Source organism: Actinomadura rugatobispora, assembly GCF_055379765.1.
In genome coordinates this window covers 1847405-1866506 of record NZ_AP029191.1, presented here as the reverse complement: position 1 = coordinate 1866506, position 19102 = coordinate 1847405, and the positions used below count along the sequence as shown (strand labels likewise).

Sequence of the window (19102 nt, the reverse complement as noted above, 5' to 3'; positions counted from 1 at the left end):
GTGGCCCACAGCCGCTCCGGCTCCAGCCCGAACCCCCGGGTGAGCAGCTCCCAGGCCCAGGCGATCGCCTCCTCCTTGAAGTAGTCGCCGAAGGAGAAGTTGCCGAGCATCTCGAAGAACGTGGAGTGCCGCGCGGTGCGGCCCACGTTGTCGATGTCGGAGGTGCGCGCGCACTTCTGCGCGGTCGCCGCCCGGCGGTGCCCGGGGACGGACTGGCCGAGGAAGCACGGCTTGAACTGGTCCATGCCCGCGCCCGTCAGCAGCAGCGTGGGATCGGACGGGACGAGCGGGCTGGACGGTACGACGCGATGGTCGCGCGCCGCGAAGAAGTCGAGGAACGTGCGACGGATGTCAGCGGAGAGCATGGAACGGCCTCACGAGGTCGATGGGACGACGGCGCACACCGCCGAGCCGGGCCGGGCACGGCTGCCCGCTCCCCAGCTCGGCGCGGCTAGCTCGCCGCCCCACCTCGTGGAAGGCCATGCGCGTCAAATTACCTCGCGTTCACGATCACGCGCACCCGATTATGGGCCCATGCCCCCCGACCCCGATCCGCCTCCCGGGCCTGACTCCGACGCCGTCCCGGAGTCGCTTCTCGGCGCCGAGCGCGTGCCGGTGCGGTACGACTACGTGGGGCCGTCCGACATCAGGGCGCGGGTGCGGCCGGGGGAGGGCGGGGCGCCGATTCGCTCCCCCGGTGACGTGCGGGCGTGGCTCGAGGGGCGGGAGCCGGGCGAGCGCGGCGAGCCGTTCACCTACGTGGTCGACCTCGGCGGGACGCTCCGGCTCGCGCCGCGGCGCAGCGAGCACGTGGCGTGCGCGGGCGGCGGGCCCGTCCTGGCCGCCGGTGAGATCACCTTCGACGCGTCCGGCCCGGCCGTGGTCGAGGTCAGCAACCAGTCCACGGGCTACTGCCCCGGCGTGGAGTGCTGGCCCGAGGTCGCCGCCGCGCTGGACGGGGCGGGCCTGCGGCGGCGGCCGGACGGCTTCACCCACCCGTTCGTGTTCCGCCGGTGCGGCGCGTGCGGCGAGCTCAACCTCGTGAAGGACGCCCACTACGTCTGCGCCGTCTGCGACGCCGACCTGCCCGAAGGTCCGGAGGAGGGCTTCAGGACGTCCTGAAGCCCTCCGGGCCGGCCTCGTCCGCCGCGCGGGCGTCGTAGTCGGCGCGGGCCTCCTCGATCAGGTCCACGTGCGCCTCGGCCCAGATGATGAACGCCGAGGCGGCCTCCAGGAGGGTCTTGCCGAGCGGGGTGAGCGCGTACTCCACGTGCGGCGGCATCACCGGGTACATGGTCCGGATCACGATGCCGTCGCGCTCCAGCGTGCGCAGCGTGACCGTCAGCATCCGCTGGCTGATGCCGTCGATCGTCCGGCGCAGCTCGCCGAACCGCATGGTCCGGTCGGCGAGGACCGCCAGCACCTGCAGCGACCACTTGTCGCCGACCCGGTCCAGGACCTCCCGTCCCCGGCACGTGGGCGCGTACATCGTCCCGGTGGTGAGCGCGCCCGCCGGGACGGACGGCCCGGGACCGTGCTCGACGCTGCTGTTCTGCATGGTTATCTCCAGGTGACCAGGGCAGGTGAAAGTGCCTTCTTGCGCCGTACGCGGGGTCTCCGCACGATGGGAACGGTTCCTTTCCGGAAGCGACGTACCGACCGGAACCAGGGAACTGAACGGAACCTTCTTACTGTGCAGAACCGCTCCAAGGAGACACCATGACGACCGACGTTGTCGAGATCCCCGGCTATGTCGCCGGAACCTGGACCATCGACCCCGTGCACTCCACCGTCGGCTTCACCATCCGCCATCTCATGGTCAGCAAGGTCCGCGGCCGGTTCGGGGCGTTCGAGGGCCAGGTGGTCACCGGGGCGGACCCGCTGGAGTCGGAGGTCACCGCGACCATCGACCTGAGCTCGATCGACACCGGCAACGCCCAGCGCGACGAGCACGTCCGGTCGGCCGACTTCCTGGACGTGGAGAAGCACCCGAGCATGACCTTCCGCTCCACCGGCGTGCGGGCGGCGGGCTCGGCGTTCCTCCTGGACGGCGAGCTCACGCTGCGCGGCGTGACCCGGCCGGTGACGCTGGACCTGGAGATCGAGGGCTTCGGACCGGACCCGTTCCGCACCGACGACCCGTTCAAGGGCGCCCGGGCCGGGTTCACCGCCAGCACGGAGATCAACCGGCTGGACTTCAAGGTCGGCGACGCGTCCACGGTCCCGGGCGGCGCGCTGGCCCTCGGCGAGAAGGTGCAGATCGTGCTGGAGATCCAGGCCGCCCTGGACACCGACGCTCCCGCTTGATCACGAAGAAGTCATCACCTCGTCGCCGGCCAGGGGTTGGAACGGCGCTCGGTTCCCGCGATCGTGGTTCTTTCGGGGGAATCGCGTAGATCGCCGGGCCGGGCCGTGGCCGCTGGGACGAGGGGGCGCGCATGCCGAGGGGACCGTCCGAACCTCCGCCACCGCCGCCGTCCCCGTCCGAGCCGGGACCTTCCCCGGCGGTCCGGCGCGGGGCCCGGCTGGCCGCGCCCTGGATCGTGGGCGGGCTCACCGCGGTGATCACCGCCGTCACCACCTCGCTGGAGTCCCTGGCCCTGCCCGAGTCCGCCCGGGCGGCCGTGATCGGCGGCGTCGCGGTGCTGGCCGGGCTCGCCGCCTGGGGCGGCCAGACCGGATTCCCCCAGGTCGGGGGCGGCGGCCAGGGCAGCGGGGGCGGTGCGGACGAGCCGGCCCCGCCGGTGGTCCCCGCCCAGCTGCCGCCGGTGACCGCGCACTTCACGGGGCGTGGGCGGTCGCTGGCGCGGCTGCGCCGGGCGTTCGCCCCCGAGGCCCGCTCGCCCGTCGCGCCGCTGGTGGTGTCGGTGCACGGCCCGGCCGGGGTGGGCAAGTCGGCGCTGGCCGCCCGGTTCGCGCACGAGATCGCCGGCGACCACCCCGACGGCCAGCTCTACTTCGACCTGCGCGGCGAACCGCCCTCCGGCGAGACCGGGCCCGAGCCCGAGGAGGCTCAGGTCCGGCCCGAGGAGGTCTTGATCGGCTTCCTGCTGGCGCTGGGCGTGCGGCTCACCACCGACCCCGGCGGCCTGCAGGAGCTGCGCAAACTGTGGTGGACGTGGGCGCGCGACCGCCGCCTTCTCGTCCTGCTGGACAACGCGCACGACGGCGACCAGGTGCAGGCGCTGCTCCCGCCCGCCGGGGGCTGCGCGGTGCTGGTCACCTCGCGGCAGCCGCTCTACCTCCGCAACACCCTCGATCTGCGGCTGCACGAGTTCACCGAGGCGCACGGCGTGGAGCTGCTGCGGCGGCTGGCCGGGGACGGCCGGGTGGCCGCCGACCCGGAGTCGGCGGCGGCGATCGTGGAGCTGTGCGGCCGCCTGCCGCTGGCCATCAGCATCTGCGGCGGGCGGCTCGCGGCCCGGGAGGGCTGGACGCTGCGCGAGATGGCCGGCCGCCTCCAGGACGAGCGGCGCCGCCGCCTGGACGAGCTGGAGGTCGCCCGCAACATCGACAGCAGCGTCCGCGCCAGCCTCCAGCTCAGCTACGACGACTGCACCCGCACCCAGCGGCGACTGCTGCGGGCGCTGGGACTGCTGGCGGCGCCGGACGTGCAGGCGTGGGTGGCGGGCGCGCTGCTGGACGTCTCCGACCTCGAGGGCGGCGACCACCTGGAGGCGCTGGTGGACGCCCAGCTCGTGGAGTGCACCGGCACCGACGCCACCGGCCGGATGCGCTACCGCCTGCACGACCTGGTCCGGCTGTACGCGCGCGAGCAGGCCGAGCGCGAGGACTCCGGCGACGAGCGCAGCGCCGCCATCGAACGCGTCCTGGACGGCTACCGGGAGCGGGCCGAGGCGGTCGCCGCCCACCGCTGGCCGCAGGACTGGCACCGCCGCTCGGGGCCCGGCACCGGGACGGGCGGGGGCGCGGCGCCGACCGTCCCGGAGCACACCGCGACCGACTGGCTGAGCAGCGAGCGGCCCGCCCTGCTGGCGCTGCTCGACCAGGCCGCGGAGCGGGAGATGTGGGGGCTGGTGTGGCGCCTCGGCCGGGCTTCCTGCTCGCTGTTCCACTCGCTGCGGGTGTTCTGGCAGGAGTGGCGGACGGTCGCCGAGCTGACCTGGACGGCCGCGCGGCGCCTGGACGACGGCCGCTCGCTGGGCATCGCGCTGCTCGAACGGGCCACGGTGATGAGCGGCCGGGGCCAGTCCGAGCGGGCGCTGGCCGACCAGACCGAGGCCCTGGAGATCTTCACCGGGCTGCGCGAGACCTGGTGGCGGGCCCGTGCGCTGCGCGCCGTGGGGATGAGCCTGCGGGACGCGGGCAACATCGACGAGGGCCAGCGCTACCTGCTGGAGGCGATCGAGACGTTCCAGCGGGAGGGCGACCCGTGGTGGCAGGCCCGTACCCAGCGCAACCTGGCCGAGCTCAGGCTCGCCCAGCGGCGTTCGGAGGAGGCCAGGCAACTCCTGGAGGAGGCGCTGGACGTCTTCCACCGCAACGGCAACCGCTATTCCGAGGCCCAGACGCTGCGCGCGCTCGGCGAAGTCCTGGCCACGGAGGGGCGGGCCCTGTACGCGGCAGGCGACCATGCCGCCGCGGAGACCAGGTTCAGTCTCGCCGCGCCCGCCCTGGAACGGGCTGCCGAGGCGTTCCGTTTCCGGCGCGAGCAGTGGGAGGAGGCCCGCTGCCTGCGCGCCGCCGGGGAGGTAGGGGATCCGCGCAACGGCCTGCGCGAGCTCATCTTCGTCCGGCAGGCCAAGGAGATGCTCGAAGGGCTCGGCGACACCTGGGGCGTGGCGCGCACGCGGGTCTCGGAGGGGCGGGCGTACGGGCGGCTGGACCGGCACGACGAGGCCGCGGACTCGGTGCGCCAGGCCATCGAGGTCTTCGACGAGCTCGGTGACCGCTGGTGGCAGGCGCGCAGCAGGCGCTCCCTGGCCGAGGTGCTGATCGGCGCGGGCCGCAACGAGGAGGCGCGCGAGCCCGCGGCCCAGGCCCTGGAGATGTACCGCAGCCTGGGCAACACCGCCGGAGAGAGCCGAGCCCGCGACGTCCTGGCCCGCGCCTCCGGCTCCGCGCCCTGAGCGTTGCTGGTGGGCGGCCTGTCAGGTCAGGAGGGGTGGGAGGTCGGCGAGTGTCGTGATGCGCGGTACCTCGTGGTCGCCGCCCTCCTCGGTCTGGCCGGAGTCGGGGCGGGGCATGCCGGGTGCGGCGGGGCCGGGCCGGTCGAGCCAGATGCCGTGCAGCCCGGCGGCCCGGGCGCCGAGCGCGTCGGTGGCCAGCCGGTCGCCGACGTACGCGGTGCGCGCGGGCGCCGTCCCGGCGGTGCGGCAGGCGAGGTGGAAGATCTCCGGGGCGGGCTTGGCGGCGCCCGCCTCCTCGGAGATGACCAGGTGCGGGAAGCGGCCGGTCAGCCCGATCCCCGCGATCTTGGCGCGCTGCTGGGGGCCGTTGCCGTTGGTGATGATGCCGAGCACCGGCGGCCCGGGCAGCGCGGCGAGCGCGTCCAGGCAGGCGGCCGCGTCGGCGAAGAGGGTCCAGCGCTCCTCGTACCGCTCCAGGTATCCGGCGAGCCAGGCGTCGGCGCGCGGGGCGTCCCAGTCGCCCAGGCCCAGCTCGGCCGCCAGCATCGTGATCCGCGTCCGCCGCTGCTCGGCGAAGGACAGCTCGCCCGCCAGGTAGCGCAGGTAGACCAGCTCTTCCAGCTCGATCCAGCGGCGGGCCACGTGCCCGGGGTCGGCCTCGGGCAGGGACGCGGCCGCCGCCCCGGCCGCCGCGGCGCCGTGGTCGAACAGCGTCCCGTCGAGGTCGAACAGGACGGCCTCGATCCCCGATTCCGCGTTCACTGCCGCCCCTTCCGGTGGTCGTGGAGGAAGTTCAGGAGCGCGGCCGTCAGCTCGGCCGGGGCGTCCTCCTGGACGAGGTGCCCCGCGCCCTCGATCAGCCGCAGCCGCGCGCCCGGGATCGCGGCGGCCAGCTCGTGCGCCTTCTCCACCGGGATCCAGGAGTCGTCGGCGCCCCAGCACACCAGCACGGGGATGCCGATCTCCCCGTACCGGACCTGGATCTCGTCGGTGAAGCGCTGGTCGGCCTGCGCGATCTGGCGGTAGAACGCGGGCTGCCCGGCCTCGCCGAGCCAGGGCTCCACGAGGGCGGCCAGCGTGGCCGGGTGCAGGCCGGGGGAGCTCGCCGAGGTGACGTACTCGCGGGCGAGCGCCCGGTGCAGCGCGGGCGGGAGCTGCTCGAACACGGCGGCGTTGGCGCCGACCAGCCGGAAGAACGGGGACCCCCACGGCGCCAGCGCGACCGGGTCGACGACGGCGAGCGCGCGGTAGCGGGCGCCGTGCAGCAGGTGGGCGCGCAGGGCGACCGCGCCGCCGAAGTCGTGCGCGACGACCAGCGGCTCGTCCAGGCCCCAGTGCTCCAGCAGCCCGGTGAACACGCGGCCCTGGGCGGCGAGGGAGACGTCCTGGCCGGGCGCCTTCTCGGACGCGCCGTACCCGGGCATGTCCCACACGTGCACCCGGTGCCCGGCCGCCGCGAGGGCACGGCCGACGTGCCGCCACACGTAGGACGAGAACGGCGTACCGTGCAGCAGCACGAGCGGCTCGCCGCCGGGGTCGCCGAACGCGGCCCAGCGCACCTCGCCCGAGGTGCTCGCGTACGTCCCGTCCAGTTTCCAGTCGGCCAACACTGCCCCCTGATCGCGTCGTACCCGCCCGGCGATTGTGTCAGCCGGGACCGACGGAACGGGCCCCCGGTCGCCGTCCGGCGGCGACCAGGGGCCCGTCGGCGGGTCAGCCCAGCCCGTTGCGCATCGCGGTGATCAGCTCACCTCCGGTGGTGTCGCCGCTCAGCTCCCAGAAGAAGGACCCGGCCAGCCCCTGGTTCTTGGCGTAGGTCATCTTCCCGCCGATGGAGCCCGGGGTGTCGTAGCTCCACCACTGGGCGCCGCACTTGGCGTACGCGGTGCCCGCGACGGTGCCGGTGGACGGGCAGCGGTTCTTGAGGACCTTGTAGTCCTCGATGCCCTGCTCGTAGGTGCCGGGGGCGGGTCCGGTGGCCGTGCCGCCGGGCGCGCTCTGGGTGACGCCCGTCCAGCCGCGCCCGTAGAAGCCGATCCCCAGGAGCAGCTTGCTCGCGGGCACGCCCTTGGACCTGAGCTTCTGGATCGCCGCGTCGGAGTGGAAGCCCTGCGTGGGGATCCCGTTGTAGGTGGTCAGCGGGGAGTGCGGGGCGGTGGGCCCGCCGGCCGCCCAGGCGCCGAAGAAGTCGTAGGTCATCGGCAGGTACCAGTCGACGTACTGCGCCGCCCCGCCGTAGTCCGCGGCGTCGATCTTGCCGCCCGCGGTGCCGTCGGCGGTGATCGCCGCGGTGACCAGGTTGCTCGAGCCGAACCGCGACCGCAGCGCCGACATCAGGTTCCGGAACGCCGCCGGCCCGCTGGTGTCGCAGGTCAGCCCGCAGGCGTTGGGGTACTCCCAGTCGATGTCGATGCCGTCGAACACGTCCGCCCAGCGCGGGTCCTCGACCAGCCGGTGGCAGGACTCGGCGAACGCGGCCGGGTTGGCGGCGGCCTGGCCGAAGCCGCCCGACCAGGTCCAGCCGCCGAACGACCAGATCACCTTCAGGTGCGGGTGCTTCTTCTTGAGCTTGCGGAGCTGGTTGAAGCTGCCGCGCAGGGCCCCGGCGTCCCAGGTGTCGGCCTGGCCGTCGACGCTCTCGCCCGCCTGGTAGAAGCGGTCGTAGTCGGCGTAGCCGTCGCCGATGGCGCACTGGCCGTTCTGGACGTTGCCGAACGCGTAGTTGATGTGGGTCAGCTTGGATGCCGAGCCGCTGGTGTCGATGTTCTTGACGTGGTAGTTGCGCTGGTAGACGCCCCACTGCGCGAAGTAGCCGATCACCTTGCGCGCGCCCGGGCCGGGACCTGGACCGGGATCCGGGTCGGGGTCGGGGTCCGGGTCGGGGTCCGGGTCGGGGTCGGGCTGGCCGCCCGAGCCGTCGCAGGCGCCGCCGTTGACCGTGCAGCCGGAGATCCAGCCGGGGCCGGTCCCGCCGAATCCGAAACTGGCCGTCGCGCCCGCGGCGAGCGTGCCGTTCCAGCCGGCGTTGGCGAAGGTGTGGCGGGTGCCGGAGACGCTGCGGGTGGCGTCCCACGCGGAGGTGACGGTCGTCCCGGCGGGCAGGTCGAAGGCGACCTTCCAGCCGGAGAGGGAGCTCGCGGTCCCGTTGGTGATCGTGCACCGGCCCTCGAAGCCGGTGCCCCAGTCGGAGGTCTTGGTGCAGGCGGCGGTGACCGCCGCCGCCGTCGCCGGTGGCGCGCCTGCCAGCGCCGCGCCCGCCGCGATCGTCAGTGCGCCGGCGAGCGCGAGGGCCCGCCGTCCGCCCGGTCTGGACATGGTTCTCCGTTCAGCTCGGCCCCCGAACCCAACAGCAAACCCCGCTCTCTCTTAGGAAAGTTTCCTAAGAGTTGGCGCGATGGTAACCGGGCGGGGACGCACCGGCAAGGGCCCCGGAGCCGCTGGTCGCGGCACCACCGGAGGGGCCGCCGGGTGGTCTGCGCGGCGGCCTGCGGACGTACGGCCGGACCCGCCGCACGAAGAAAAAAGAAAGAACGCGGAGTGCCCGCGCGGGCGTCAGGCGCCCAGGTAGGCCAGGACGGCCAGCACCCGCCGGTTGTCGTCCTCCGACGGCGGCAGGCTCAGCTTGCTGAAGATGTTGTTGGTGTGCTTGCTGATCGCCTTCTCGGTCACGAACAGCGCCGACGCGATCGCCGCGTTCGACCGGCCCTCGGCCATCAGCCCCAGCACCTCGCGCTCACGCGGGGTCAGCGCCCGCAGCGGCTCCTCGCGGGCGTGCCGGGTCAGCAGCTGGGCCACCACGTCCGGATCCAGCGCGGTGCCGCCCGCGGCCACCCGGCGCACCGCGTCCACGAACTGGCTCACGTCCGACACCCGGTCCTTCAGCAGGTAGCCGATCCCGCCGGTGCTGTCGGACAGCAGCTCCCGCGCGTACAGCTGCTCCACATGCTGGGACAGCACCAGCACCGGCAGGCCCGGGATCTCCTTGCGCGCCTCCAGCGCCGCCTTCAGCCCCTCGTCGGTGAACGTCGGCGGGAGCCGCACGTCCACCACCGCCACGTCCGGACGGTGCGTCGTCAGCGCCCGCAGCAGCGAGGGCCCGTTGTCGACCGCCTCCACGACCTCGAACCGGAAGGCCTCCAGCAGGCGGATCAGCCCGTCCCGGAGGAGGGCGAGATCCTCGGCGATGACAACGCGCACGGCAGCTCCATGGTCACGACGGTCGGCCCTCCGGGCGGGCTCGTCACGGCCATCGTCCCATCGAACGCGGCCAGGCGCCGTTCGATGCCCCGCATGCCGCTGCCCGCCCCGGGGTCGGCGCCGCCCTCGCCGTCGTCCCCGACGATCAGCTGCAGCCGGTCGGAGCGGTACTCGACCTGCACCCAGGCCCGGGACGCGCCGCTGTGCTTGACCACGTTGGCCAGCATCTCGGCGACCGCGAAGTAGGCGGCCGACTCCACCGGGGCGTCGGCCCGTCCGGGCAGCTCGATCCGCACGTCCACGGGCAGCGGCAGGGACAGCGCCAGCGCCTGCACCGCGCCGTCCAGGCCGCGTTCGGCCAGCACCGGAGGATGGATCCCGCGGACCAGGTCGCGCAGCTCCGTCAGCGCCTTCCCGCTGGCCGACCGGGCCTCCGTCAGCAGCTCCTGCGCCGCCTGCGGATCGTGCTTCATCAGCTCCTCGGCCAGCCCGATGTTCATGCTCAGCGCCACCAGCCGGGCCTGCGCGCCGTCGTGCAGGTCCCGCTCGATCCGGCGCAGCTCGGCCGCGGAGGCGTCCACGGTCTCGGTCCGGGTCTCGGTCAGCTCCTGCACCCGCTCGGCCAGTGCCGTCCGCGCGGGCGACAGCAGCGCCTGGGTGAACAGCGCGTGCCCCTTGAGGATGCGCGGAGCCGCCGGGAGCGCGAACGCCGTCAGCGCCGCCCCCAAGCCCATCGACCCGGCGATGCCCACCGCCCCCCAGTCCTCCAGCGGCCAGAACGGGCCCCAGCCGTAGAAGGTGATCTGGCCGAGCCAGGGAGCCACCACGACGCCTTCGACGCCGTACACCAGCAGCGAGGCCGGCAGCAGCCCCAGCAGCATCCCGAGCGGCATGTTCAGGACGAGCCACAGCAGGTCGCGCCACGTCGCCGGATCGCCCAGCAGCCACTTCAGGAGCCGGAACAGGTTGTTCCCCCGCTCGGGACGGGGGCGGTAGGGCACCGGGACCGGCACGGCCGACCACTCCGCCGCCCACACCCGCTGGAGGTTGGCGAGCGCCCGGACGGCCAGCAGCACCAGCGGCGTCAGCACGATCCCGATCCCGAGCGGGATGAACGCGATCGACAGCACCGCCAGCACGAACAGCGGGATGCCCGCCCCCAGCGACAGCACCGCCTGGATCAGCCCGCGCAGGCCGGTGAGCAGGCCCGTCTTGATGATCTGGCGGGTGCGCTCGTCGTCGATCATCGGCTCCTCCACGGGCGGGTTCGGCAGGCTCGGCGGGGGTCGGCAAGGTCCGCAACGGACCAAGGCCCGTGCGCGGCGGGCGCGGGGCGTCCCGCCGGCTCCTCCATTGTGGCTGCGCGATCCCGCTTCCTCAGTGGTGCTAGGTCCACCAGTCTGGTGGAGTGCGGGAGAAGGCCAGGGGGAAGCGGTACGTGATGCTGGATCCGGACGGGACGCTCGGCGACTGGCTGGCGGTCGTCGTCCGGGCGGCCACCGGCGTCGTCTACGAGCAGGAGTACGGCGGCACGGCCCGCCGCCAGGGCGCCGTCGAGGGCTACCTCGTGCAGGTGGGGACCCGCGACCCGGGCACCGGCCGCGAGAGCCTGCGCGAGCTCCGCGCCCTCTTCCGGCGCGAGACCGCCGGCGGCGGCGCGTTCGGCGACCCGCCCGGGCGGCCCTCCGCGGCGTACGAGAGGCTGTGCTCGGCGGTCGCCTCCGTGAACTTCTGGGCCTCGTCCCCCGTACCGGACGGGGAGGCCCGCCGGTCACCGCTGGCCGTCGACGAGGAGAGGCTGCGCGAACTGGACGACGCGTGGGTCCCGGTCCGCACGCCCGACGGCCCCGGCGTCCTGCTCTGGAACGGCGCCCGCTGAGGTAGCTTCCGGGCCGTCCACCAGGGCGGTTTCCGCGGCGCCTGCCAGCGCGGCCGCGGAGGCGACTTCCGAGGTGACGCGACAAGCGGCCCGGTTCCCTGCACAATGCATGGGCGAACCTACAGGGGAGAAAGCGAATCCACACCGTGACCGCATCCATCAGCCAGACACCCACCGGCCCGGGCGCCGACGACGGCGACGAGGCCGCCGCGACCGCACCGGCGGCCGCTCCGCAGGAGGCGCCGGCGGCACCGCCGTCTGACGCCCCGTCCATCACCGGGCGGATCGCGGCCGAGCTCGGCGTCAAGGAGGGCCAGGTACGGGTCGCCGTCGACCTGCTCGACGGCGGCGCCACGGTGCCGTTCATCGCCCGCTACCGCAAGGAGGCCACCGGCACCCTCGACGACGCCCAGCTGCGCGCGCTCGAGGAGCGCCTGCGCTACCTGCGCGAGCTGGACGAGCGGCGCGCGGCGATCCTGGAGTCGATCGAGTCCCAGGGCAAGCTCACCGACGAGCTGCGCGCGCAGATCATGGCGGCCGAGTCCAAGGCCCGGCTGGAGGACATCTACCTCCCGTACAAGCCCAAGCGCCGCACCAAGGCGCAGATCGCCCGCGAGGCGGGGCTGGAGCCGCTGGCCGACCTGCTGCTGGGCGACCCCTCGCACGACCCCAAGGCCGCCGCCGCCGGGTACGTCGACGCCGAGAAGGGCGTCGCGGACGAGAACGCCGCGCTGGAGGGCGCCCGCGCCATCCTCGTCGAGCGCTTCGCCGAGGACGCCGACCTGATCGGCGCGCTGCGGGAGCGGATGTGGACGCGGGGCCGCATGCTGTCCCGGGTGCGCGAGGGCAAGGAGGAGGCGGGCGCCAAGTTCGCCGACTACTTCGAGTTCGCCGAGCCGTTCGCCAAGCTGCCCTCGCACCGCATCCTCGCGCTGTTCCGCGGCGAGAAGGAGGAGGTCCTCGATCTCGACCTGGAGCCCGAGGAGGGCGGCGAGGACGCCGAGGCCGCCGGTCCGGGAGGCCGCACCTCCTACGAGGTCGAGATCGCCGCGCGGTTCGGCATCACCGACCAGGGCCGTCCCGCCGACCGCTGGCTGTCCGACGCGGTGCGCTGGGCGTGGCGCACCCGCGTCCTGGTCCACCTGGGCATCGACCTGCGCACCCGGCTGCGGCAGGACGCCGAGGACGAGGCCGTCCGGGTGTTCGCCGCCAACCTCAAGGACCTGCTGCTGGCCGCGCCCGCCGGCACCCGCACCACCATGGGCCTGGACCCGGGCCTGCGCACCGGCGTCAAGGTCGCCGTCGTGGACGCCACCGGCAAGGTCGTGGCCACCGAGACGATCTACCCGCACGAGCCGAAGCGGCGCTGGGACGAGTCCATCGAGACCCTCGCCAAGCTGGCCCGCGCCCACTCGGTCGACCTGATCGCCATCGGCAACGGCACCGCGTCCAGGGAGACCGACAAGCTCGCCGCCGACCTGATCGCGCGCCACTCCGACCTGCGGCTCACCAAGGTCATGGTGTCGGAGGCGGGCGCGTCGGTGTACTCGGCCTCCGCCTACGCCTCCCGCGAGCTGCCCGGCATGGACGTCTCGCTGCGCGGCGCGGTGTCCATCGCCCGGCGGCTGCAGGACCCGCTGGCCGAGCTGGTCAAGATCGACCCCAAGTCGATCGGGGTCGGGCAGTACCAGCACGACGTGTCGGAGGTGAAGCTGTCCCGGTCGCTGGACGCCGTCGTCGAGGACGCGGTGAACGCGGTGGGCGTGGACGTCAACACCGCCTCCGCGCCGCTGCTGACGCGCGTCTCGGGCATCGCCGAGGGGCTGGCGGAGAACATCGTCGCCCACCGCGACGAGCACGGCCCGTTCCGCAGCCGGACCGGGCTGAAGGAGGTGCCGCGCCTCGGGCCGAAGGCGTTCGAGCAGTGCGCGGGCTTCCTGCGGATCCCGGGCGGGGACGACCCGCTGGACGCCTCCAGCGTGCACCCCGAGGCCTACCCGGTGGCGCGCCGGATCGTGGACGCGTCCGGCGGCGACATCCGCGGGCTGATCGGCAACACGGCGACGCTGCGCGGGCTGCGGCCGCAGGACTTCGTGGACGACACCTTCGGGCTGCCGACCGTGACCGACATCCTGGCCGAGCTGGAGAAGCCCGGCCGTGACCCGCGCCCGGCGTTCCGGACGGCCGAGTTCAAGGAGGGCGTGGAGAAGCCCGCCGACCTGGAGCCGGGCATGGTCCTGGAGGGGGTCGTGACGAACGTCGCCGCGTTCGGGGCGTTCGTGGACGTCGGCGTGCACCAGGACGGCCTGGTGCACATCTCGGCGATGTCGGACCGGTACGTGGAGGACCCGCGCGACGTGGTCAAGCCCGGCGACATCGTCCGGGTGAAGGTCCTGGACGTGGACCTGAAGCGCAAGCGGATCTCGCTCACCCTGCGGCTGGACGACTCGTCCCGCGCGGGCGGCGGCGGCGAGCGCGGGGAGCGCGGCGGGCCGTCCGGGCGCGGCGGCGGGCAGCAGCGCCAGGGCGGACGCGGCGGCCAGGGCGGCGGCCAAGGCGGCGGCCAGGGCGGCGGTCGCGGTGGCCAGGGCGGCCGTGGCGGCCAGGGCGGCGGCGCACGCGGCGGTCAGGGCGGCGGCGGACGCGGCGGGAACGGCGGCCGGGGCGGTCGCGGCCCGTCCGGTGACCGCGGCGGCTCGGGCGGCGGCGCCATGGCCGACGCGCTGCGCCGTGCCGGGCTCGACAAGGGCCTGCCCGGCGGCTCGTCCGGCGGTGCCGGCGGCGGCCGGGGCCAGGGCGGCCAGGGCGGCCAGGGAGGCCAGGGCGGCGGCAAGGGCGGCAAGCGCCGCCGCTGACGAACGCCCCGCAGATCGATCGCGGCGTGTCACCGATTACGGGCTGACCGTAATCGGGGCACGCCGCGTTTCGTCCCGGGGGAGAGCGGGTCGGGTCAGCGGCGGGAGCCGCCGCCGGGGCCGGGCGGGCGGCGGCTCCCGCCCTCCGGCCGGTCGTGGGGCAGCGCGCCGCCGAACTGCTCCTGGATCTCGTACGCGTTGTCGTCGTCGAAGACCTCGGGCCGGTACGGCCCGCGTCCCAGCGGATCCTGCGCGTACGGGCCGGGCACCGGAGGCGGCGGCGCCTCGGGCGGGGGCGCCCCGTCCTGCGGCATCGGGAACTCGCCGGTGCCCTGCCCGGCCGACGTGCCCAAAGCGTGCGGGCCCGAGCCGCGGTCGGGCGCGAGCTGCCCCGACGGCGTCCGGCCCGGCGCCCCGGCGTCCGGCCGGCCGCGCCCGGGAGGCCGCTGCCCCGGCGGGCGATCGAACGGGGTCGGCGCCGACAGCGTCCCGGCCTCGGCCCCCGGCCCCTCCCCGCTCCGTGCCCCCGGCACCTGCGCGAACGAGGACACCCCCAGGCCCGTGCGGCCCGTCGCCGGTCCCCCGAACGGGTCCCGCCCGGGCGCCTCGTCCTCCGCCCGCCGGTCCGCGCCCGGATCCGGCTCGGCGAGGGGGCGGTGCCGCGGGAACTGCAGGAGGGCGATCGCGGCGAGCGCCAGCGCGCCCAGCCGCATCATGAAGTACCGGGCGTCCTGCGGCCACGGCTCCCCGTACATGAACGTCCCGGTGACCAGCAGGTGCGTCTTCGCGCTCACCGTCATCACCACGGCCACCACGGACACCCGGCAGCGCTGGAACGCGGCCATCAGCACGCCGAACCCGACCACCGCCGCCGTCACCGTCGCGTACGGGTAGGGCGTCAGCAGGCTGTCCACGCCGATGCCCGAGTCGCTCCAGCCCTTGATGCACAGCTCGGCGGTGCCGATCGGGATGCCCGAGCTCAGCCCGTAGGCGATGCCGGTGATCGGGCGGGCGTGCCGGCCGTCCGGCCGGTGGTCCCCGGTCAGCATGATCGCCAGCGGCACGATCAGCGCCGGCGCCACGATCACCGCCAGCTTCCACAGCGGCACGTCCACCGCCTTGATGGGCGGCGGGTTGCCGATCGAGGCGGCGATGAGCAGCAGCGCGGCCCCGAACATCAGCAGGCTCAGCCATTCCCGCCCGGTCAGCCGCTCGCCGAAGAACGCCAGCGCGATCAGCAGCAGCGGGACGGCGCCGGACATGAAGATCGGCACCGCGATGCCGAGCGACAGCTCGGCCAGCGCCAGGATCTGCAGCGTCAGCCCGCTCAGGACCAGGACCAGACCGGCCAGGAAGACCCAGTCGGTGAGGATCGACCAGGTCATGTGCCACAGCCGGTTGGCGCGCAGTGGCTCGATCCGGTCGGCCGCGAGCTTGAAGATCGCGAAGCCCAGGTAGTACAGGGCCGTCGCCCCAAAGGCCGCAACTATCCCATTCATCCCGGACGATTATGGGGGTCCGGGTGCTCAATGTCACACCCTCGCAACACATTGGTGATACCGATACGGTTGTGCGGTTCATCTGATAGACCGCTCATCGCGGTGCGTGACCGTCGTCACGAACACGATGTGCGACCGATCCGGAACTTCCCGCCGAACTCGGCCGGACCTCGGCGGGTGAGTGTCCGCACTCCTCGCCCCGACCCCATAGACTTGGGCGCGCGACGGCGCGGACCCAATCATCGGCGTGCCCGTTCCTGCCGCCTCACAGCTTCAGAGATCGGCCGGGTGAGTACGCGTCGAACGCCGCGGCCGAGACAGCGCCCGATCAAGGAGACCAACCCCAGTGAAGACCGATGTCGAGGAGCTGACCCCCACGAGGGTCAAGCTCACCGTCGAGGTTCCGTTCGACGAGCTCAAGCCGAACCTCGACAAGGCGTACAAGGAGATCTCGCAGCAGGTGCGGATCAAGGGCTTCCGGCCCGGCAAGGTCCCCGCCCCGCTGATCGACAAGTACGTCGGCCGGGGTGCGGTCCTGCAGGAGGCCGTCAACGACGCCCTCCCCGAGCTGTACGGCCGCGCCGTCGAGGAGAGCGAGATCTTCGTCCTCGGACAGCCCGACGTGGAGGTGACCGAGCTCGACGACGGCAACCAGTTCGCCTTCACCGCCGAGGTCGACATCCGTCCCAAGTTCGAGGTGCCCGGGTACGACGGCCTCGAGGTCACCGTCGACGACGCCGAGGTCGGCGACGAGCAGGTCGAGGAGACCATCGGCAACCTGCGCGAGCGGTTCGCCTCCCTGACCGCGGCGAGCCGGCCGATCGAGGAGGGCGACTTCGCCACCATCGACCTGGTCGCCCGGATCGGCGGCGAGGAGATCGAGGACGCCTCCACCAGCGGCTACTCCTACGAGGTCGGCAGCAAGTCGGCCATCGAGGGCCTGGACGACGCGCTGACCGGCCTGTCGGCCGAGGAGGACGCGACCTTCACCAGCACCCTGGTCGGCGGCGAGCACGCCGGCGAGGAGGCCGAGATCACCGTCACCGTGCAGAGCGTCAAGGTGAAGAACCTGCCGGAGCTGGACGACGACTTCGCCCAGATGGCCAGCGAGTTCGACACCATCGACGAGCTGCGCGAGGACGTCCGCACCCGGCTGGGCCGGCAGGTCAAGCTGCAGCAGATCTCCGACGCCCGCGACAAGGCGCTCGAGGCCCTGCTGGAGAAGATCGACATCCCGCTGCCCGACACGGTGGTCGAGGAGGAGGTCAAGCGGCGCGAGCAGCAGCTCGAGCAGCAGCTCCAGATGGCCGGGCTGAGCAAGGCCGACTACCTCAAGGAGGAGGAGAAGTCCGAGGAGGACTTCGACACCGAGGTCGCCGTGGCGGCCCGGCAGGCGGTCAAGGGCGGCTTCGTGCTCGACCAGCTCGCCGTCCAGGAGGAGCTGGGCGTCGAGAACGAGGAGCTCAGCGAGTACGTCGTCACCCAGGCCATGCAGATGGGCGTGCAGCCGCAGCAGCTGGCCGAGTACCTGACCGAGAACAACCAGCTCCCGGCGATCGTGTCGGAGGTGCTGCGCAACAAGGCGCTCAACCTGCTGGTCGAGCACGTCACGGTCAAGGACGAGTCCGGCAACGCGATCGACGTCGAGGCCGTGCGCCGCGAGCTGAACGGCGAGACGGGCGAGACCGTCGAGGCCGTCGAGGACGACGCCGAGGCCGAGACCGCCGAGTCCACGGAGACCGCTGAGACCTCCGAGACCCCGGAGACCTCCGAGACCGCTGAGACCGCTGAGACCGCCGAGACGGAGACCGAGGCCGCCGAGGTGGACAAGCCCGCCGAGGCCACGGCCGAGGCCGCCGAGGAGACCCCCAAGAAGGACGCCTGAGCAGGCATCCCGGGCCGTGACGCGCCCGGCCTGCGGTCGCCCGCCCCGCGCGGCGGGCGGCCGGGAGGCGCGCGTCCCGCAGCCGGAGGAACGCCCCGTGCCCGTCTCCGGGCCCGGGGCGTTCCCCGTTCCATGAGATCTCCATGCGCGGGTACGCCCCCAGCGAAAAGCAGGCCCTCCCGGCTTAAGCGGGCCCTGAGGCGCGTTAATGTCCAATCATCCGAACCGATAAAAGGACCGGAGGAACACCCGGTGAGCATGCCTCCGACTTTCGACGAGTCGTCGCGGATCCAGGCGCGGGTCGCCGAGGCGCCCCTGCTGCCTCTGGGCGACCAGCTCTTCCAGCGCTTGCTGCGCGAGCGGATCGTCTTCCTCGGCCAGCAGGTCGACGATGACATCGCCAACCGCATCTGCGCCGAGCTGCTGCTGCTGTCCGCCGAGGACGGCCGCCGCGACATCACCTTGTACATCAACTCGCCCGGCGGCTCGGTCACGGCCGGCATGGCGATCTACGACATCATGCAGTACGTGCCCAACGACGTGGTGACGGTCGGGATGGGCCTGGCCGCCTCGATGGGCCAGTTCCTGCTGTGCGCCGGCAAGCGGGGCAAGCGGTACGCGCTCCCGCACGCGCGGATCATGATGCACCAGCCGTCCGGCGGCATCGGCGGCACCGCCTCCGACATCAAGATCCAGGCCGAGCAGATGCTGTACGTCAAGAAGACGCTCGCCGAGAAGATCGCCGAGCACACCGGGCAGGCGCTCGACCAGATCGAGCGCGACTCCGACCGCGACCGCTGGTTCACCGCGAGCGAGGCCAAGGACTACGGTTTCGTCGACCACGTGGTGCTCAGCGCGACCCAGGTGCCCTCCGAGGGCCCCGTCTCCTGACGACCTGAATCCTTATCGGAGGCACACAGTGAGCGATCTGATCCGACCCGGTTTCGGCGATCTGGTCCGGCCGGGAGTCCAGGCCGGCGGCGGCCCGCTGCCGGTCGACAACCGCTACATCATCCCCTCCTTCGTCGAGCGCACCACGTACGGGGTCAAGGAGATGAACCCGTACAACAAGCTCTTCGAGGAGCGGATCATCTTCCTCGGGGTGCAGATCGACGACGCGTCCGCCAACGACGTGATGGCCCAGCTCCTCACGCTGGAGTCGATCGACCCCGACCGCGACATCAGCATCTACATCAACTCGCCCGGCGGCTCGTTCACCGCCATGACGGCGATCTACGACACGATGCAGTTCGTCAAGCCCGACATCCAGACGGTCTGCATCGGCCAGGCGGCCTCGGCGGCCGCGGTGCTGCTGGCGGCGGGCACCGAGGGCAAGCGGGCGGCGCTGCCGCACTCGCGGATCCTCATCCACCAGCCGGCCACCGAGGGCACCTACGGGCAGTCCAGCGACATCGAGATCCAGGCCCGCGAGATCATGCGGATCCGCGAGCAGCTCGAGGACATCCTCGCCCGGCACAGCGGCAAGACCGTGGACGAGGTCCGCTTCGACATCGAGCGCGACAAGATCCTCACGGCCGACGAGGCCAAGGACTACGGCTTGGTCGACGACGTCTTCCTCAGCAGGAAGCGCAAGGCCGAGGTAGTGTCGTCCTGAGACGGCACACGGACCTGGGAGACCCTCAGCCCGGTCGTCATACTTCCGGGCGAGGGGCTTACCAAGTCCTCCTGAGGCGGTA

At 73.2% G+C, this 19102-nt stretch carries 15 protein-coding genes and 1 pseudogene; 8 read left to right on the top strand and 8 right to left on the bottom strand.

Annotated features, from left to right (window positions below; all coding sequences use genetic code 11):
* Positions 1-11 precede the first annotated feature (11 nt).
* A pseudogene (locus tag ACZ466_RS07720) lies at positions 12-365 on the bottom strand (alanine--tRNA ligase-related protein); the annotation flags it as partial.
* 169 nt (positions 366-534) lie between these two features.
* Between ACZ466_RS07720 and ACZ466_RS07715 the strand changes: the two are divergent.
* Positions 535-1122 carry a hypothetical protein gene (locus ACZ466_RS07715; RefSeq protein WP_378286921.1) on the top strand — a complete coding sequence of 196 codons (588 nt, stop codon included), beginning with the start codon at positions 535-537 and terminating at the stop codon, positions 1120-1122.
* On the opposite strand, the gene ACZ466_RS07710 is transcribed toward ACZ466_RS07715, so the two are convergent.
* On the bottom strand, positions 1109-1558 hold the full coding sequence (locus ACZ466_RS07710; RefSeq protein WP_378286922.1) for a winged helix-turn-helix transcriptional regulator: 450 nt from the start codon (positions 1556-1558) through the stop codon (positions 1109-1111). The two genes, ACZ466_RS07715 and ACZ466_RS07710, sit on opposite strands and share 14 nt — an antisense overlap.
* Positions 1559-1719: 161 nt before the next feature.
* Between ACZ466_RS07710 and ACZ466_RS07705 the strand changes: the two genes are divergently transcribed.
* Positions 1720-2307, top strand: coding sequence for a YceI family protein (locus ACZ466_RS07705; RefSeq protein ID WP_378286923.1), 588 nt, complete (start codon positions 1720-1722; stop codon positions 2305-2307).
* Positions 2308-2438: 131 nt separating this feature from the next.
* On the top strand, positions 2439-5090 hold the full coding sequence (locus tag ACZ466_RS07700; RefSeq protein WP_378286924.1) for an ATP-binding protein: 2652 nt from the start codon (positions 2439-2441) through the stop codon (positions 5088-5090).
* 21 nt (positions 5091-5111) lie between these two features.
* Here the strand turns inward: ACZ466_RS07700 and ACZ466_RS07695 are convergent, their stop codons facing one another.
* From ACZ466_RS07695 to ACZ466_RS07675, 5 genes are all read right to left on the bottom strand, one after another.
* The gene (locus ACZ466_RS07695; RefSeq protein WP_378286925.1) at positions 5112-5852 is read right to left on the bottom strand and encodes an HAD family hydrolase; all 741 of its coding nucleotides are present in this window, start codon (positions 5850-5852) and stop codon (positions 5112-5114) included.
* Complete coding sequence (locus ACZ466_RS07690) at positions 5849-6697, bottom strand: alpha/beta fold hydrolase (RefSeq protein WP_378286926.1); 849 nt, start codon at positions 6695-6697, stop codon at positions 5849-5851. The genes ACZ466_RS07695 and ACZ466_RS07690 overlap by 4 nt, the downstream gene beginning before the upstream one ends.
* A 106-nt stretch (positions 6698-6803) precedes the next feature.
* Positions 6804-8405 (bottom strand): glycosyl hydrolase family 18 protein, encoded by a 1602-nt coding sequence (locus ACZ466_RS07685; protein WP_378286927.1) that lies wholly within the window; start codon positions 8403-8405, stop codon positions 6804-6806.
* Positions 8406-8642: 237 nt separating this feature from the next.
* On the bottom strand, positions 8643-9287 hold the full coding sequence (locus ACZ466_RS07680) for a LuxR C-terminal-related transcriptional regulator (RefSeq protein ID WP_378286928.1): 645 nt from the start codon (positions 9285-9287) through the stop codon (positions 8643-8645).
* Positions 9239-10534, bottom strand: a complete 1296-nt coding sequence (locus tag ACZ466_RS07675) for a sensor histidine kinase (protein WP_378286929.1) — start codon at positions 10532-10534, stop codon at positions 9239-9241. The genes ACZ466_RS07680 and ACZ466_RS07675 overlap by 49 nt, the downstream gene beginning before the upstream one ends.
* Before the next feature lie 194 nt (positions 10535-10728).
* Here ACZ466_RS07675 and ACZ466_RS07670 point away from each other — a divergent pair, with 194 nt between their 5' ends.
* Positions 10729-11166 carry a DUF6210 family protein gene (locus tag ACZ466_RS07670; RefSeq protein WP_464044008.1) on the top strand — a complete coding sequence of 146 codons (438 nt, stop codon included), beginning with the start codon at positions 10729-10731 and terminating at the stop codon, positions 11164-11166.
* A 272-nt stretch (positions 11167-11438) separates the two neighbouring features.
* Positions 11439-14021, top strand: a complete 2583-nt coding sequence (locus ACZ466_RS07665; RefSeq protein WP_464044007.1) for a Tex family protein — start codon at positions 11439-11441, stop codon at positions 14019-14021.
* A 95-nt stretch (positions 14022-14116) separates the two neighbouring features.
* Here ACZ466_RS07665 and ACZ466_RS07660 read toward each other — a convergent pair whose 3' ends face one another.
* On the bottom strand, positions 14117-15520 hold the full coding sequence (locus ACZ466_RS07660; protein WP_464043079.1) for a hypothetical protein: 1404 nt from the start codon (positions 15518-15520) through the stop codon (positions 14117-14119).
* A 346-nt stretch (positions 15521-15866) separates the two neighbouring features.
* Here ACZ466_RS07660 and tig point away from each other — a divergent pair, with 346 nt between their 5' ends.
* From tig to ACZ466_RS07645, 3 genes are all read left to right on the top strand, one after another.
* The gene (gene tig / locus ACZ466_RS07655; RefSeq protein WP_378292388.1) at positions 15867-17405 is read left to right on the top strand and encodes a trigger factor; all 1539 of its coding nucleotides are present in this window, start codon (positions 15867-15869) and stop codon (positions 17403-17405) included.
* 258 nt (positions 17406-17663) lie between these two features.
* On the top strand, positions 17664-18296 hold the full coding sequence (locus ACZ466_RS07650; RefSeq protein WP_378292408.1) for a ClpP family protease: 633 nt from the start codon (positions 17664-17666) through the stop codon (positions 18294-18296).
* Positions 18297-18357: 61 nt separating this feature from the next.
* A complete protein-coding gene (locus ACZ466_RS07645; protein WP_378292410.1) occupies positions 18358-19020 on the top strand; it encodes an ATP-dependent Clp protease proteolytic subunit in 663 nt (220 codons plus the stop codon).
* Positions 19021-19102: the final 82 nt, after the last annotated feature.

Excerpts from the sequence above, each read along its gene's own strand:
- ACZ466_RS07715 (WP_378286921.1), top strand. The coding sequence starts at position 535 with ATGCCCCCCGACCCCGATCCGCCTCCCGGGCCTGACTCCGACGCCGTC.
- ACZ466_RS07710 (WP_378286922.1), bottom strand. The coding sequence starts at position 1,558 with ATGCAGAACAGCAGCGTCGAGCACGGTCCCGGGCCGTCCGTCCCGGCG.
- ACZ466_RS07705 (WP_378286923.1), top strand. The coding sequence starts at position 1,720 with ATGACGACCGACGTTGTCGAGATCCCCGGCTATGTCGCCGGAACCTGG.
- ACZ466_RS07700 (WP_378286924.1), top strand. The coding sequence starts at position 2,439 with ATGCCGAGGGGACCGTCCGAACCTCCGCCACCGCCGCCGTCCCCGTCC.
- ACZ466_RS07685 (WP_378286927.1), bottom strand. The coding sequence starts at position 8,405 with ATGTCCAGACCGGGCGGACGGCGGGCCCTCGCGCTCGCCGGCGCACTG.
- ACZ466_RS07675 (WP_378286929.1), bottom strand. The coding sequence starts at position 10,534 with ATGATCGACGACGAGCGCACCCGCCAGATCATCAAGACGGGCCTGCTC.
- ACZ466_RS07670 (WP_464044008.1), top strand. The coding sequence starts at position 10,729 with ATGCTGGATCCGGACGGGACGCTCGGCGACTGGCTGGCGGTCGTCGTC.
- ACZ466_RS07660 (WP_464043079.1), bottom strand. The coding sequence starts at position 15,520 with ATGAATGGGATAGTTGCGGCCTTTGGGGCGACGGCCCTGTACTACCTG.
- ACZ466_RS07650 (WP_378292408.1), top strand. The coding sequence starts at position 17,664 with ATGCCTCCGACTTTCGACGAGTCGTCGCGGATCCAGGCGCGGGTCGCC.